The 15552-nt window shown below is 46.2% G+C and carries 12 protein-coding genes; 8 read left to right on the forward strand and 4 right to left on the reverse strand.

From position 1 onward, the window contains the following. Window positions 1–11 precede the first annotated feature (11 nt). The 3 genes from hutU to EXZ60_RS03655 all read left to right on the forward strand — a co-directional run bounded on the left by hutU (window position 12) and on the right by EXZ60_RS03655 (window position 4091). A complete protein-coding gene (gene hutU, locus EXZ60_RS03645; protein ID WP_277435294.1) occupies window positions 12–1730 on the forward strand; it encodes a urocanate hydratase in 1719 nt (572 codons plus the stop codon). Continuing rightward, complete coding sequence (gene hutH / locus EXZ60_RS03650; protein ID WP_277435295.1) at window positions 1724–3256, forward strand: histidine ammonia-lyase; 1533 nt, start codon at window positions 1724–1726, stop codon at window positions 3254–3256. Before hutU ends, hutH begins: the two co-directional genes overlap by 7 nt. Before the next feature lie 109 nt (window positions 3257–3365). Next, the gene (locus tag EXZ60_RS03655; RefSeq protein ID WP_026027168.1) at window positions 3366–4091 is read left to right on the forward strand and encodes a DUF3581 domain-containing protein; all 726 of its coding nucleotides are present in this window, start codon (window positions 3366–3368) and stop codon (window positions 4089–4091) included. A 141-nt stretch (window positions 4092–4232) separates the two neighbouring features. Here EXZ60_RS03655 and EXZ60_RS03660 read toward each other — a convergent pair whose 3' ends face one another. Beyond that, window positions 4233–4724 carry an isoprenylcysteine carboxylmethyltransferase family protein gene (locus tag EXZ60_RS03660; RefSeq protein ID WP_115339085.1) on the reverse strand — a complete coding sequence of 164 codons (492 nt, stop codon included), beginning with the start codon at window positions 4722–4724 and terminating at the stop codon, window positions 4233–4235. A 50-nt stretch (window positions 4725–4774) separates the two neighbouring features. Further along, window positions 4775–7810, reverse strand: coding sequence for an FAD-binding and (Fe-S)-binding domain-containing protein (locus EXZ60_RS03665; RefSeq protein WP_174223791.1), 3036 nt, complete (start codon window positions 7808–7810; stop codon window positions 4775–4777). A gap of 275 nt (window positions 7811–8085) precedes the next feature. Between EXZ60_RS03665 and EXZ60_RS03670 the strand changes: the two genes are divergently transcribed. From EXZ60_RS03670 to EXZ60_RS03690, 5 genes are all read left to right on the forward strand, one after another. Continuing rightward, window positions 8086–8775, forward strand: a complete 690-nt coding sequence (locus tag EXZ60_RS03670; RefSeq protein ID WP_026028133.1) for a DUF3334 family protein — start codon at window positions 8086–8088, stop codon at window positions 8773–8775. A 127-nt stretch (window positions 8776–8902) separates the two neighbouring features. Continuing rightward, window positions 8903–9586, forward strand: a complete 684-nt coding sequence (locus EXZ60_RS03675) for a DUF2786 domain-containing protein (protein ID WP_017042255.1) — start codon at window positions 8903–8905, stop codon at window positions 9584–9586. Window positions 9587–9691: 105 nt separating this feature from the next. Next, a complete protein-coding gene (locus EXZ60_RS03680) occupies window positions 9692–10669 on the forward strand; it encodes a J domain-containing protein (RefSeq protein ID WP_019283307.1) in 978 nt (325 codons plus the stop codon). Between the two features lie 172 nt (window positions 10670–10841). Further along, window positions 10842–11024: a hypothetical protein gene (locus tag EXZ60_RS03685; RefSeq protein WP_010319035.1), complete on the forward strand. Its 183-nt coding sequence runs from the start codon at window positions 10842–10844 to the stop codon at window positions 11022–11024. A gap of 328 nt (window positions 11025–11352) precedes the next feature. Beyond that, window positions 11353–11751 (forward strand): hypothetical protein, encoded by a 399-nt coding sequence (locus EXZ60_RS03690; protein ID WP_017045220.1) that lies wholly within the window; start codon window positions 11353–11355, stop codon window positions 11749–11751. Between the two features lie 121 nt (window positions 11752–11872). Here EXZ60_RS03690 and fabV read toward each other — a convergent pair whose 3' ends face one another. Together fabV and EXZ60_RS03700 are read right to left on the reverse strand one after the other, a co-directional pair. Next, the gene (fabV, locus tag EXZ60_RS03695) at window positions 11873–13075 is read right to left on the reverse strand and encodes an enoyl-ACP reductase FabV (protein WP_088728932.1); all 1203 of its coding nucleotides are present in this window, start codon (window positions 13073–13075) and stop codon (window positions 11873–11875) included. Between the two features lie 177 nt (window positions 13076–13252). Beyond that, window positions 13253–15535, reverse strand: coding sequence for an acyl-CoA dehydrogenase (locus tag EXZ60_RS03700; RefSeq protein ID WP_026028135.1), 2283 nt, complete (start codon window positions 15533–15535; stop codon window positions 13253–13255). Between the last annotated feature and the right edge of the window lie 17 nt (window positions 15536–15552).

Below are 15552 nucleotides of genomic sequence, written 5' to 3' on the forward strand. Positions count from 1 at the left end.
GGAGTCTCAACATGACGCAACCCCATACTCAAGAGCAACGTCTTGATACCACGCGCACCATTCGCGCCCCTCACGGTACAACACTTCGAGCCAAATCGTGGTTAACCGAAGCGCCACTGCGCATGCTCATGAACAACCTTGACCCAGACGTTGCAGAGCACCCACATGCACTTGTGGTGTATGGTGGCATTGGCCGCGCGGCCCGAAATTGGCCGTGCTTTGATAAAATTGTTGAAGTGCTTGAACGCCTTGAAGAGGATCAAACGCTCTTGGTTCAATCAGGCAAACCTGTCGGTGTTTTCCCGACGCACAAAAATGCACCACGTGTGCTAATTGCCAACTCAAACCTTGTACCACATTGGGCCAACTGGGAGCACTTTAATGAGCTCGATAAGCAAGGTTTGATGATGTACGGTCAAATGACGGCTGGCTCATGGATCTACATCGGCTCACAAGGCATTGTACAAGGTACTTACGAAACCTTCGTCGCCATCGCTAAACAGCATTTTGCTGGTAGCGCAAAAGGCCGCTGGGTGTTGACTGGCGGCTTAGGTGGCATGGGCGGCGCTCAGCCATTAGCGGCAACCATGGCTGGGTTTTCCATGATTGCGGTCGAGTGTGATGAATCGCGCATCGACTACCGCTTACGCACTGGTTATGTCGATAAAAAAGCCACCAGTTTAGATGAAGCCTTGGCGATGATCGATAGCTCGGAGACACCGATTTCTGTCGGTTTGTTAGGTAATGCCGCCGATATTTTTCCACAGCTAGTTGAGCGTAATATCACCCCCGATGTGGTGACAGACCAAACCTCGGCCCATGACCCACTCAATGGTTATTTACCCTTAAATTGGAGCATGGAACACGCCGCTCAAATGCGCACTCAAGATGAAAGCCAAGTGGTCAAGGCGGCCAAAGCATCGATGGCGGTCCAAGTTCAAGCGATGTTAACGCTGCAAAAACGCGGCGCTGCCACACTCGACTACGGCAACAATATCCGCCAAATGGCTCTCGAAGAAGGAGTGGCAAACGCTTTTGACTTCCCAGGATTCGTGCCAGCCTACATTCGCCCGCTATTTTGTGAGGGGATTGGACCTTTTCGCTGGGTCGCCCTGTCTGGCGATCCCGAAGACATTTATAAAACCGACCAAAAAGTGAAAGAGTTAATCCCTGATAACCCCCATCTACATAACTGGCTAGACATGGCGCGCGAACGCATTCAATTCCAAGGCCTACCAGCTCGCATCTGTTGGGTGGGTTTGAAAGATCGCGAACGTTTAGGCCAAGCCTTTAACGCGATGGTGAAAAGTGGCGAGTTAAAAGCGCCAGTCGTGATTGGTCGCGACCATTTAGATTCCGGCTCGGTAGCAAGCCCAAACCGTGAAACTGAAGGTATGCTAGATGGCTCAGACGCTGTTTCCGATTGGCCGCTGCTCAACGCACTGCTCAATACCGCCGGTGGCGCAACTTGGGTGTCACTCCACCACGGCGGTGGCGTAGGTATGGGCTTTTCTCAGCACTCTGGCATGGTGATCTGCTGCGATGGTTCAGATGACGCAGCACAACGTATTGCACGTGTTTTACATAACGACCCAGCCACAGGTGTCATGCGCCATGCTGATGCAGGTTATGACATTGCGAAACGCTGTGCTAAAGAACAAAAGCTCGACCTGCCAATGCTCAACCATGAACTCGCGCAACTGATAGTAAGGACAAAAAAAACATGTTAAATCTTGTTATTAAACCGGGCCAATTGAGCTTAAAAGCACTGCGTCAAGTAAGCCGAAAGCCGGTCACCGTATCACTCGACTCCAGCGCGATAGCGGGTATTGAAGCAAGCACACAAGTCGTTGAACAAGTGATTGCCGAAAATCGTACTGTTTATGGTATCAATACGGGGTTTGGCCTACTTGCCAATACTAAAATTGCCCCTGAAGATTTAGAAACCTTGCAGCGCAGCATCGTGCTTTCACACGCTGCGGGTATTGGTAAATTCATGGCGGATGAAACCGTTCGCTTGATGATGGTACTCAAAATCAATAGCCTTTCCCGTGGGTATTCCGGTATTCGGCTTGAGGTGATCAACGCCTTGATGACGTTAGTTAATCACCAAGTCTACCCCTGTGTTCCACAAAAGGGATCGGTTGGCGCATCGGGTGATTTAGCGCCTTTAGCACACATGAGTACGGTACTGCTCGGCGAAGGGCAAGCTCGCCACAACGGCGAAATTATCTCTGGGCTGGACGCGTTGAAAATCGCAGGGCTAACTCCTATTACTTTAGCGCCAAAAGAGGGGCTCGCGCTGCTCAATGGCACACAAGCTTCTACCGCATTTGCCCTAGAGGGGTTATTTGCCGCAGAAGACTTATTTGCCTCCGCCATTGTGTGTGGTTCGATGTCGGTCGAAGCGGCGCTGGGCAGTCGCCGCCCGTTTGATCCGCGCATTCATCGCGTTCGCGGCCATCGCGCGCAAATGGATGCCGCCAGCGCTTATCGCCATGTACTTGACAGCCGCAGCGAGATTGGTGAATCCCACACCGCATGTGAAAAAGTACAAGATCCGTATTCACTGCGTTGCCAACCACAAGTGATGGGCGCGTGCTTACAGCAAATTCGCAATTCGGCTGAAACGCTAGAAGTGGAAGCCAATGCCGTTTCCGACAACCCTCTGGTGTTTGCAGACGATGGCGACATCATCTCTGGCGGAAATTTCCATGCAGAGCCCGTCGCGATGGCTGCGGATAACTTGGCGCTAGCAATTGCCGAAATCGGCAGTTTGTCAGAACGACGCATGGCACTCTTGATTGACAGCGCGCTCAGCAAGCTTCCGCCATTTTTAGTGGACAACGGTGGCGTTAACTCTGGCTTTATGATTGCGCAAGTGACGGCGGCAGCGCTAGCCAGTGAAAATAAAACGCTCGCCCATCCGGCTTCGGTAGACAGCTTACCCACTTCAGCCAACCAAGAAGATCACGTGTCGATGGCAACGTTTGCTGGTCGTCGTCTGCGTGATATGAGCGAAAACACGCGTGGTATTTTAGCGGTCGAGTATCTTTCTGCCGCGCAGGGGCTCGATTTCAGAGCGCCCAATAAATCCTCCGCATTAGTCGAAGAAGCAAAACAAATCCTGCGTAAAAAAGTTTCGTTTTACGATAAGGATCGCTACTTCTCGCCAGATATTGAACAAGCTAATACCTTGCTAGAGCTGGCGGTACATAACTCGCTCATGCCGGAAAATCTTCTCTCTAGCTTATAATGTTACGCTATTGAGCCTCGCTCTCTGTGAGGCTCTTTTTACTGATTGGACCATTCATCGAGTGGAGTTGACTTATAATCGCGTCAGTTTTGGCTATACAGCGTACATTATGTCTCTTACATCTTATTTCTCTCATCAAGATCAAAAATTCCAGTTCACTCGCCAACAAGCGAGTCACTTTGCTAAAAAAGTGGCGGGAGATTTCAACCCAATCCACGACGAAGACAGCAAGCGTTTCTGTGTTCCGGGCGATTTGCTCTTTGCAGTATTGCTGCAAAAAGAAGGCATTAGCCAAAAGATGCGTTTTGATTTTTCAGGCATGGTCAGCGATGGCATTGCACTGCACATTGAAAATAAGTGTATGAAAGAGAGCGCTCTTGTCGATACTGCGGGCAAAGAGTATCTACACATGAGCCGTGAAGGCCAAGTAAGCCACAACACCGCATTTATCGAACACGTTGTGACGAACTATGTACAGTTTTCTGGTATGAACTTCCCGCACATCATGGTGCCATTGATGGAAGAAGCGCAGATGATGATTAACTGCCAGCGCCCATTAGTCATCTATGAAAGCATGGAAGTGGAATTTGAACGTTTAGACCTCACTTCACCTGAAGTTGAGTTTTCTGGTGCGACGTTTGATGTTGACGGTAAACGTGGCATTGTCACGCTTAACTTTGCCTTTAAAGAAAACGGTCAAATCGTAGGGAAAGGGGTAAAGCGCATGGTAGCCAGTGGCCTGAAACCTTATGACCAAGAAGCAGTCGATGACTTAGTTAATCGCTTCAATGAACGTAAAGAGATGTTTTTAGCTCAATTTTCAAAAGCAGCCTAACCGTATTCTTTTTACTATGATTTGAGCTCTTTTGCTCATTATCTAGAACCATATTTGTTGTCTAGAACCATGTTCGTTGCATAGATTGTCGCCCCGCTATTCTTGCGGGGCTTTTGATTTCGGATGCCTTACAACATTCAACTATATCCAGCGCCTGACACGCTGCTTGTAATCGACATACTCTTCGCCAAAACGCGCTTCCAGCACTCGCTCTTCTGGATAAATCTGAAAACGATTCATAAACCACACAAATAAAAATGCGACCACGAGGCTCAACCCATTGTGTTGCCAATAAGCCACGCCAAACAACAGGAAAAAGAGCCCCAGATACATCGGATTCCGCGAATAACGGTAGATACCGCTATCCACAATACACGATGTCGTTTCTGGTTTGGTTGGATTGACCGTAGTTTTCTTGCGACGAAATTCGTAAATCCCCAGTAAACCAACGATGCCAGATAAAACAAAGCAAATCGCAAAGACCGCTCGAGGCAGAGGTAAAGCGAGGCTTGCAAACTCAAAACTGTATGAGATACGATGCATCAACAGTAGCGCCACAATAAATATCGCCACTGGGGGTATTTTCAGTTCAAATTTTTCCATGCTGCTCCACCTGACTGTGCTTCGCTCCAAACCAATATCGACAGTATAGTAAAAAGCCCAGCAAGGTCTGGGCTTAGGGTTTACAACAATGCCAATAAAGCTTGTAACGGATGCTTTGGTTTTACCTGTTCAAATCGTTTCACTTGACTGCGGCAGGAATACCCTGTGATCAAGCAACGCTCTTTGGGCAGTTTTTCTAAACTTGGCTTCCAGCTTAAACCATAAATATCTTTCGACATCTCCAGCTTATCCTGTTCGTGGCCAAAGGTTCCTGCCATGCCACAACAACCAACTGGCACCGTTTTTAACTGGGAACCAAAATGGCTAAATATCGCGCCCCACTCTTTTTCTGCATTCGGTAGTTTGGTCTTTTCCGTGCAATGAGCAAACAGATACCAAGGCGCGTCACTGTGGTTTTGGTGATGGTTAAACTCCGACAAACGTGGCAACAGCCACTCATGAACGGTCAACACATCAAACTCACCACGCTTATCGCCAAGAATTTCGTTATACTCATCACGGTAGCAAAGCACTAACGCTGGATCGACACCGACCATTGGAATATTGAGATCCGCTACCTGCGACAAAAACGCAGCGGTGTTTTTCGCAGTGGCTGTGAATTGCTTTAAAAATCCTTTGATATGCTGCGCTTTACCATTGGGTTTGAATGGCAACAGTATCGGGTTTTTGCCTAATTTGATCAGCAATTGCACGAAATCTTCAACCACCTCAGCATCATAATAACTGGTGAATGGGTCTTGAACGATAATCACATGTTCAGCGCGATCTTGCTGTGACAGCCCAGCGAGGCGCTGCATATCGAATTTCACCACTTGGCCTGCGACACGCTTTGCCAACGTCGGTACCGAAAGCAAGGGCGCATCAACGTAACCAACGGTTGAAGCGGTGAGGCTTTGTACCCATTTCTGAGCCAATACCCCGTTCACCACTTGCGGAGCCTTTGCCATGACCGGCAAAAGCGTTTCAATATTCGCGACGAGATAATCCTTAGCCGGACGCTGATAACGTGAGTAGTAGATATTTAAAAAACGAGAGCGAAAACTCGGCACATCCACTTTGATTGGACATTGGCTGGCACACGCTTTACACGCCAAGCAGCCGTTCATCGCTTCATACACTTCATGTGAAAAATCGTACTCGCGCGATTTATTGAAAGAGTTACGCACGCGATCAATCATGGTTTTGATGGTTGGGTTTGACTCCAACACTTGTTTCTCTAGGTCGAGAATATCTACACCCTGCTCGGTAAGTTGGCGTAACCATTCACGCACCAAACCGGCACGGCCTTTCGGTGAGTGACGACGATCCGCCGTGACTTTCATCGACGGACACATCGGCGAACTGGTGTCATAGTTAAAGCATAAACCGTTACCATTACACTCCATCGCCTGTTTGAAACTGTCACGGACCTTCACATCGATTTGACGATCAAAATAGCCGCGTTTGGTGTCCGTGACTTTGACCAATTCAAAATTGGTCTCAAGTGGCGTACATATTTTGCCGGGGTTCATTTTATTGTGCGGGTCAAAGGCGGCTTTAACGCGTCGTAATTCAGTAAATAGCTCCTCACCAAAAAACGCGGGGCCATATTCGGAGCGATAACCTTTGCCATGTTCGCCCCACATTAAACCGCCATATTTTGCCACCAGCTTGACTACCTCATCAGACACTTCATGCATCAGAAGCTCTTGCTGTGGGTCACACAAATCCAAAGCAGGACGCACATGCAGCACGCCGGCATCCACGTGGCCAAACATGCCATAACTGAGCTGTTTGTCATCCAGCAAGGTACGGAATTCGCTAATAAAATCAGCCAAGTGTTGAGGAGGAACACAAGTATCTTCAGCAAAAGCAACGGGTTTAGCCTTCCCTTTGGCCGCCCCTAATAACCCCACCGCTTTTTTGCGCATGTTGTAAATCAGGTTAATGCTCGCCAAATCACTGCACACTTGATAGCCAATGATGCCCGCTTGTTCTTGCTCAAGCATCTGATCAAGACGCTGCGTCAATGAAGCGACCTGCGCGGCGACCTCTTGCTCGCTTTGGCCTGCGTATTCGACCATGTTGATGCCTTGCATCTCTTTGCCCGGAACATCCGCTAATAACTCGCTGACGCTATGCCAAACAATATCTTGCTTAGCTAAATTTAATACTTTGGAATCGACGGTTTCAACCGATAACGCATTGGCCGCTACCATTAAAGGGGCATTACGCAATGCCGAATCAAAGCTGTTGTACTTCACATTGACTAAGGTACGAGCTTGGGGGATAGGCGTCAGATTCAAGGTTGCTTCTGTGATGAAGACCAAAGAGCCTTCTGCGCCACAAAGTACCCGAGTGAGATTAAAGTGATCACCTTCTTCATCAAGCGCATTTTTAAGATCGTAGCCCGTCAGAAAGCGGTTAAGAGGTGGAAATTTCGCCACAATTTGTTCGCGCTTGTCACGGCATACCGCTTCGGTCACTTGCAAAGCATTCGCAGCAAAAGTACCACTTTCAGGCAAGCCTAATGAGAGATCCGATTCAAGTACCGAGCCATCGGCAAAAACGGCTTGCAGAGACAAGACATGATCCGACGTTTTGCCATATTTTAAAGAGCCCTGCCCTGACGCATCGGTATTGATCATGCCACCAAGTGTGGCTCGGTTACTGGTCGAAAGATCCGGTGAGAAAAAATAACCTAATGGTCTGACCGCATCATTTAATTGGTCTTTCACCACGCCAGCTTGTACTCTTACCCAACCTTCATCAGCATTAATTTCAAGCACTTGGTTCATGTGACGAGATAAATCAACCACAATACCTTTGGTTAACGACTGGCCATTGGTACCTGTGCCACCACCGCGCGGTGAAAAAGTGACTCTCTCAAACTCTGGTTTTGAGCTAATCTTACCAATAAGTGCTACGTCATGAGTTGATTTGGGATGCACAACGGCTTGAGGCAATTGCTGATAGACACTGTTATCAGTCGCAACAGCAAGTCGGCTAGAGTATTGTGATTCGATATCGCCGCTAAACCCCTCGTTTTCGAGTTGTTGTAAAAAGCTCAAAACGACGGGATCGACGTCCGTTTGGTGATGAAGTCTTGGTAACATTTGCTTCCTGCCCCTACTGCGCTGATCCAATCAGCTGTGGGTTAATGGTTATTTTGATATTAATCTTTGAATTTCGTCACTTTACAACATTTAAAAAGGTGATCAAATCAGAATCTCAATGCAAGAATGAATCTCTCTAAAAAGTCATCAGTACGACATTTTTCCTGTACACAACATTTTAGCTATATATAGTTAATTAACGCTTTATGCTTTATATATTGATATAGAGAGTTAAATACCGCTTTTAAACTGCAATGCACATTACGGATATCAGAATGAAAAAAAACAAGATTGTTACCACTGAAGATATTTTGCTTAAGCTTTGTCAATCAGTGTCAGGAGTGCTCAGTTCTGCAACGGCGACCAACATTGCTTACTCAGCGATGGTACAAAAAATCAACAAAACGTCACTAAAGCCAGATTTCGGCTGTTTCGTTTTGTTTGATGGTGGCTTCTCTGGGCTCGTTGTTATCAACTTTACGGCCAAGGCTGCGCTGGAAATTTACACCAGTTATATGCGCAACATGGGAATGCCAGAAGAAGAGCTGGCCGTGCTGCACACTTCTGACGAGGTGGGCGATGTACTGGGCGAATTGATGAATCAACTCGTAGGCGACTTCACAAATAAAATCCGCAAAGAACTGCAAACCAACATTACCCAAAACCAACCGAAGATGCTGTCACTCAACAAACAGGTAATTTTGTCGGTGGATACTAATTTAGATCGTCCACAAGCACGCCGAGTTACCTTCTCGACAGAAAGTAATAATATTTTCTATCTTGAACTGGCAATGGATAAAACCGAATTCATCCAACTTGAAGAGTTTGAAGTTCAAGAAGATGAAAGCCCTGATTCAATTTTAGAAGCGACTCAGCAAAAACTGTCTGCCAAAGCAAAAAACGACAAGCAAAACAACAGTGATGATGATTTGACTACAGACCTATTGGATGAACTTGGTATTTAAACCACCAACCTCCTCTCGACTCGCTGCCTGATTTTGGGCAGCGATTCTCCACTTCGCTTTCACTTCCAGCATAAAACCGCTAAAATGTCGGACTTTTCTGAAGTTGTAGAATTGTATTTGCGAATTAATGGATAAACAGAAAGCTCTAAAGAAGATCGCTAAATGTCTTGAACTTGGTAATTCCGCGAATGTGAATGAAGCGGCCAATGCCATCAAGATGGCGCATAGCCTGATGCTGAAGTATGGGCTTGATAAAGATGACATCGAATTTATCAAGATGGGCAAAACCCAATCAACCCATTTACTACCCGCATCGATCACCTCATCACTACTGCGAGTGATCCGCGGTATCAATACTAAGTTTGGTGTAGAAGCGGTGCTACTCAATCATAAAGGACTCAAACGTGTTGAGTTTATTGGTGAGGCCGATCGCGCTATTTTTGCCGCATTCGCTTTTGATATCATTTACCGAGAAATGAACGAGCACACAGGCCAATTTCGAAATAGTTTCGCGGGTAGTGGCACTTCCAGCATGGAAGTCACACGGCGCGTCAATTCGTTCGTTTCGGGTTGGATTGAAGGGGCATTAGAAAAACTTCCAGTGATCACCGCCGATGATGAATCCAATAACAAAATCAATAATTACATTGATAAAGAGTTTCAAAATATTGACCGTGAAACCTTCAAGCAGCAGCTGCGTGATGCTATGAAAAATATTACCGCGGATTACGAAACTGGGTTAAAAAAAGGCCGTAAAGTATCTGTAAACCGACCGATTGATGGCGCACCTGCTCCAAAACGTCTTAGATAACCATTAATGCGCTATTCTGCTCTGTGCATTCGATAGAAATGCGCTACTATTTGAACAGAAATTAGCCCCACAAAACATGGTGAAAATTTGAGAGTTGTCCTTAGTTTGTGCCTGTTTTTCTCCTCATTAGTACTGGCTTCTCCTGTTGCCGAGCTAACTGCCCAAGCTCAGCAACAAAACTCAAATGCACAATATCAATTGGCGCTGGCTTATCAGCAAGGGGACAAAGTTGCTGTTAACCTAAACAATGCGTTTTATTGGTTTCAGCAAGCGGCGCAGAATGGACACCCCTTAGCCAAATCTAGGCTAGCCAATCTCTATTTAAAGGGACAAGGAACCCCAAAAGACATCCCTCAAGCTCTATTTTGGCTGACAGACTTAGCCACTAGCGGCGATGTGAATGCTCAATTACAACTCGCTAGAACTTACGAAACACTCCCTTCGCCACCCTCTGCGTTAGAATTGTCAGAAATGTGGTATCGCATTGCGGCAAGTAAGAGTAGCCAAGCCGAAGAGGGTTATGCCCGTGTATTGCAAGAAAAATTCAATCAACAACGTGCAAAACAAGTCTCCTCCATCAGCCAATTAGACAGCGCTTTTGACAGCAGCGATGAAGCTGACATGGTGGTCAGCACTGCACCCGTTGAGCACGACTCGACAAGCTCTATCATGACGGATTACTTATCTCTGTTGTTGCTGATGTTACTCCTTTTGATGCTTATCTATCTTTTCCGCTTCTGGAGCCGAAAACGTAAGACTCAACAACACGATAAAAATAGTCAACACCAGCAAGAAATCGAATCGCAGGCCTTTATGATCAAACAGCAAAAAAGGCAGCTTGAAAGCTTATTCAAAGAGATCAAAAGACTGCAAAACAATCATGTGGCTCAATCTCAGGATCAAAAATTACTATTAGCCTGTGCATTATTTGGCTTTAAACCCAGTGAACTTCCCGATGAAAAAAGCATCAAGCTTCGCTACAAGCAACTGTGCAAAATATACCACCCAGATCTTCAAGGCTCACAAGACGAAATGAAACGACTCAATGGTGCGTTAAAAATCATCCTGCCTCACGTTAAGTAAATGTTATTTTTAATGCGAAATATTACCGCTCGCGATTAAAACACTCGCTAAAGATAGACAACGCAATCGATCTCCATCTCACTTAAAGTAACAAATAGTTAACTTAATTCTCTTTTATATGGGATAATGCGCCGCGAAAATTACACCTAAATCTTCTAGGTGGGGAGAAAACATGTTTACGATTGAAGGTATTTGCGATTGGTGTAAACAACCAAAGCTATTAATAAAACACGAATATATTGATGGGAAATCGCACCACTCATGTGAAAGTTGCAATGAGTTTGCGCGCATGGATGTCAGGCAGTTTAATATTGCAGAGCAAGCATTTCGAGATCGACAGTCACTGTCACATTAGGCATCAATAGCTATACATGAAAAAGCGCCAACACGGCGCTTTTTTACTGCCTATTTTTAAAGCACACCCATTTCAGCGACTATGATAACTTATCTAATTAGTGACGAGACACTGTTACTAGGATACTTACATTGATCACAAAACAGACAACAGCGCTTTATCTTTGAACAATTTGATTGTTTGCTAAAAATAGTTATTAATCAATAATTAAAACAAAATCTAACGAATTCAAGCTTGGTTATGCTGATAAATTCAGCAAAAAAAACTTGATCAGTATCTACAACTCAAATACTGTATACACATACAGCATGTATGAAAGGACAGTATTATGCTTCAAGTAAATTTCGCTTCTCAACTATCAGCTCAGTACCCTTTGGCTAATGCCCATCGCTCAGTCAATACGATTGAACAAGCCATGATGTCAAAGCTTGCTAAGCTATCCCAGCACCAACAGCAGTGGATCTTATTCACCTCTGAATGTCCTCGACCACAGTATGAACAGTTTGCTTCTTTCAATATACATTGCGACAGAGTGATCCACATGAAACCCTCTCAAACGTTATCGGAATTAGAGATTGTGATTAAAGCTATCCGCTCCGGAAATGCCAGTGCGATAATCGCGTCAAATACTATTGAGCCTATCAACCAACACCTACTCAAGCAATTAGCGGCCGAGCACCACTGTGATGTATTTTTTGTTGCAGGGAAACAGCAACCGTTTCATTGATCGAGAAAATGCTGTTGAGGGTGAATAATGCTGTATTACCCTCCATAACGGCAAAGGCCTAGCACTGTGGCTAGACCTTTGAGATTAGAACATCTTATTGTGTCACTGTGACACCAATAGATTAGATATCAATTACATCGAATGCCACTTCAGTATAGACATCGGCTTCGTAATCAACGCCATCAACACCAAAACCGAATAACTTCAAGAATTCTTCTTTGTATTCAACGTAATCCGTCAGCTCTTTTAGGTTTTCAGTAGTGATCTGTGGCCAAAGCTCACGGCAATGCTTTTGAATATCTTCACGCAGTTCCCAGTCATCCAGACGCAGACGATTTTGCTCATCTACTTCCGGCGCACTACCGTCTTCTTTATAAAGACGTTGGCTAAACATGCGATAGATCTGTTCAATACATCCTTCATGTACACCTTGCTCACGCATTTTCTTAAACACCATTGCGATGTAAAGAGGCATAACAGGAATAGCTGAACTGGCTTGAGTAACAACCGATTTAAGAACGGCCACATTAGCCGTACCGCCTAATACAGAAAGCTGTTCATTCAGTGCCGATGCGGCGCGGTCTAAATCCATCTTCGCTTTACCTAGCGCACCATCCCAATAGATTGGCCAAGTTAGCTCAGTACCGATATAGCTATAAGCCACGGTTTTACACCCTTGGGCCAATACGCCAGCTTCAGCAAGTGCATGGATCCATAGCTCCCAATCTTGACCGCCCATAACCGTTACCGTGTCTGCAATTTCCTGCTCAGTTGCAGGTTCAACACTGGCTTCAATGATGATGTCTTTATTGGTATCAACCGCTGTCGCGGTGTATGTTTGGCCAATCGGTTTTAATGATGAGCGAATCAGTTCGCCAGTTTCAGGTAACTTACGCACTGGTGAAGCAAGCGAGTAAACCACCATATCAATTTGACCTAAGTCTTGTTTGATTAGCTCGATCGCTTTCTGTTTTGCTTGGTGAGAAAATGCATCACCATTTAGGCTTTTAGCATACAAACCCGCCTCGTGAGCAAGCTTGTCAAACGCGGCTGCGTTATAAAAACCGGCGGTGCCTGGTTTTTTATCCGTGCCCGGTTTTTCAAAGAAAACACCGATGGTCGCAGCACCTCCACCAAAAGCGGCGGTAATACGAGACGAAAGGCCGTAGCCACTGGATGAGCCTACAACAAGTACACGTTTCGGTGCATTTTTGATAGGGCCTTGTGCTTTGGTGTAAGCAATTTGTTCTTTTACATTAGCTTCACAACCCACAGGGTGCGTTGTCGTACAGATAAATCCACGAATTTTAGGTTTGATGATCATATTCAACTTCCTTCAAAAATCTCCGCTAGGATAAAAGTTTCGCTCGAAGATCTCACCCTATTTCTTTAAAAACAGGCAGAAATTGCAAGTGGTTGGATCTCTCGTGGCTCAAAAAATCAGGGCACCCGACTAGGATGCCCTGATATATGGTCACACTTTTAGTGACGATATTCGCGACTAGGCGACATGATTAAGCTTTGGCTTTCCCGGCTTATTGGTCATCACCTCGCTCAAGTCATGGCTAAAGTGATCAACTTGAATCGCTTTATAACGCAGTTTGTCTGCGGCCAAAATTTGGTCTACTTCAGTTTGAGTCAACACATTTTCGCTTAAGGCTTGAGCTAATCGCTCAGTCAGAGCACCTTTACGCGCAATTTTACCCTCTTTGGCTGCGCGGAACAGCTTGCGCTCAAGTGCACTGATACCGTACATCGCCAAAAACGCTTTTTCCATCAAGCCAACGCTATCGTCTTCCTCTGGCCCAATGTAGCAAAGATGAGTGAGACGATCTCGATGTGCTCCAGGAGTCATTAAGCTTTCCGCCAGTTTGACCGACAGCTCATCGCTAGGTTTGTCATAATGGTTGCCCAAAGGGAAGACCAACACTTTAAGTAAGCGCCCAACCACTTTGTTGGGGAAGTTGCTGTACGCCTCTTGCAAAGATTTAGCCGCGTGGTACAAACAATATTGCACCGCGTAGTGCACGTAATCTAAATCGGTTTGTTGGCGGCCTTCATCTTCATACTTTTTCAAGGTCGCTGAAGCCATGTACAGATAACTCAAACCATCACCTAAACGCGCGGAAATCATCTCTTTACGTTTAAGATCACCACCTAACGTCAACATAGCGAAATCGGCACTCACGGCAAGTGCTCGGCTAATGCGCGTTAACTGTTGGTAATACGCTTTTGTTGGGCCGCTCATCTGCGCTTTGACAAAGCGCGAACCCGTTAATGCAGCACCGAGCGCCCCAAAGGTATTTTTGGTCGCGTGGCTAATGTGCTTAAACAACAGCTTATCGAAATCTTTCGCGCCTTGCTCTGTATCAGGATTAGCCGCCGCTTCCATCTCTTTCAAAACATAAGGGTGACAACGAGTGGCACCTTGGCCAAAGATCATCAAATTGCGAGTTAGGATATTGGCCCCTTCAACCGTTATTGCGACCGGGATACCGAGATAATGTGTTCCGAGGTAGTTCATTGGCCCATCTTGAATCGCTCGACCAGAGTGAATATCCATCGAATCATTTAAAATTGTGCGCGCAATTTCTGTCATATGATATTTGGCAATGGCAGTCACTATGCCCGGCTTTTCTTTCAAATCGAGCGAGGTTGTGGTTAAGGTTCGTGTCGCTTCAAGCAAATAAGTTAAGCCACCGATACGGCCCAGTGCTTCAGCTACCCCTTCAAATTTACCAATCGACATGCCAAATTGCTTGCGCACATAAGCGTATGCACCTGTCGTGCGCGAAGTTAAGTGACCAATCGCCGTACCAAGTGCGGGTAATGAAATACCACGCCCTGCCGACAAACATTCCACCAGCATGCGCCAGCCTTTACCCGCATAGTCAGCACCACCGATGAGCCAATCCATCGGGATGAAAACATCTTGACCACGCGTTGGGCCATTCATAAACGCAAGGCCGAGTGGATCGTGTCGTTCGCCAATTTCCACGCCTTTGTGATTAGCAGGGATCAGCGCGCAGGTAATACCGATATCGAGCTTATCGCCTAGAAGTTTTTCAGGATCACTGAGTTTGAAAGCTAGGCCTAGCACAGTTGCAACCGGAGCAAGCGTGATATAACGCTTATTCCAACTGAGTTTAATCCCAAGGACTTCTTTGCCCTCGTGCTTGCCGTAACACACCACGCCTTGATCAGGAATGCCGCCAGCATCGGAGCCTGCTTCTGGCCCGGTCAGCGCAAAACAAGGGATATCCGTACCGTCAGCTAAGCGAGGAAGCCAGTAGTCTTTCTGTTGTTGTGTACCGTAGTGAGAGAGAAGCTCTCCCGGGCCAAGCGAGTTTGGCACCATCACTGTAACAGCGGTACTGATACTGCGCGTCGCAATCCGTGACACTATGGTGGAATTGGCGAGTGCGGAAAATTCACGACCACCGTAGGCCTTTGAAATAATCAAAGAGAAGAAACGCTCTTTACGCAGAAACGTCCACACTTCCGCTGGCAAGTCGCGATCTTCTTTCACGATTTTATGGTCATCTAACATAGACAGCAGCGTTTCCAATTCATTATCAATGAAAGATTGCTCTTCATCTGACAAGGTTGGTTTTGGGTAATGATGCAGCTTGGTAAAGTCTGGACGACCTGAAAACAGTTCACCATCCCACCAAACGCTGCCCGCTTCCATCGCCTCTTTTTCTGTCTCCGATAACGGAGGCAAAACTTGCTTAAACAGTTTAAAGGCGGGGTCGCTTATCCATTTTCTTCGTAGAGAGCTCATGATCAGATCCTTTTGTT

It is taken from the genome of Vibrio sp. 1151_11 (assembly GCF_029478525.1).
GTDB lineage: Bacteria > Pseudomonadota > Gammaproteobacteria > Enterobacterales > Vibrionaceae > Vibrio > Vibrio anguillarum.

Bases quoted from the DNA above. Each gene is read 5' to 3' on its own strand.
- hutU (WP_277435294.1), top strand. From the start codon at position 12: ATGACGCAACCCCATACTCAAGAGCAACGTCTTGATACCACGCGCACC.
- hutH (WP_277435295.1), top strand. From the start codon at position 1,724: ATGTTAAATCTTGTTATTAAACCGGGCCAATTGAGCTTAAAAGCACTG.
- EXZ60_RS03655 (WP_026027168.1), top strand. From the start codon at position 3,366: ATGTCTCTTACATCTTATTTCTCTCATCAAGATCAAAAATTCCAGTTC.
- EXZ60_RS03665 (WP_174223791.1), bottom strand. From the start codon at position 7,810: ATGTTACCAAGACTTCATCACCAAACGGACGTCGATCCCGTCGTTTTG.
- EXZ60_RS03670 (WP_026028133.1), top strand. From the start codon at position 8,086: ATGAAAAAAAACAAGATTGTTACCACTGAAGATATTTTGCTTAAGCTT.
- EXZ60_RS03675 (WP_017042255.1), top strand. From the start codon at position 8,903: ATGGATAAACAGAAAGCTCTAAAGAAGATCGCTAAATGTCTTGAACTT.
- EXZ60_RS03685 (WP_010319035.1), top strand. From the start codon at position 10,842: ATGTTTACGATTGAAGGTATTTGCGATTGGTGTAAACAACCAAAGCTA.
- EXZ60_RS03690 (WP_017045220.1), top strand. From the start codon at position 11,353: ATGCTTCAAGTAAATTTCGCTTCTCAACTATCAGCTCAGTACCCTTTG.
- fabV (WP_088728932.1), bottom strand. From the start codon at position 13,075: ATGATCATCAAACCTAAAATTCGTGGATTTATCTGTACGACAACGCAC.
- EXZ60_RS03700 (WP_026028135.1), bottom strand. From the start codon at position 15,535: ATGAGCTCTCTACGAAGAAAATGGATAAGCGACCCCGCCTTTAAACTG.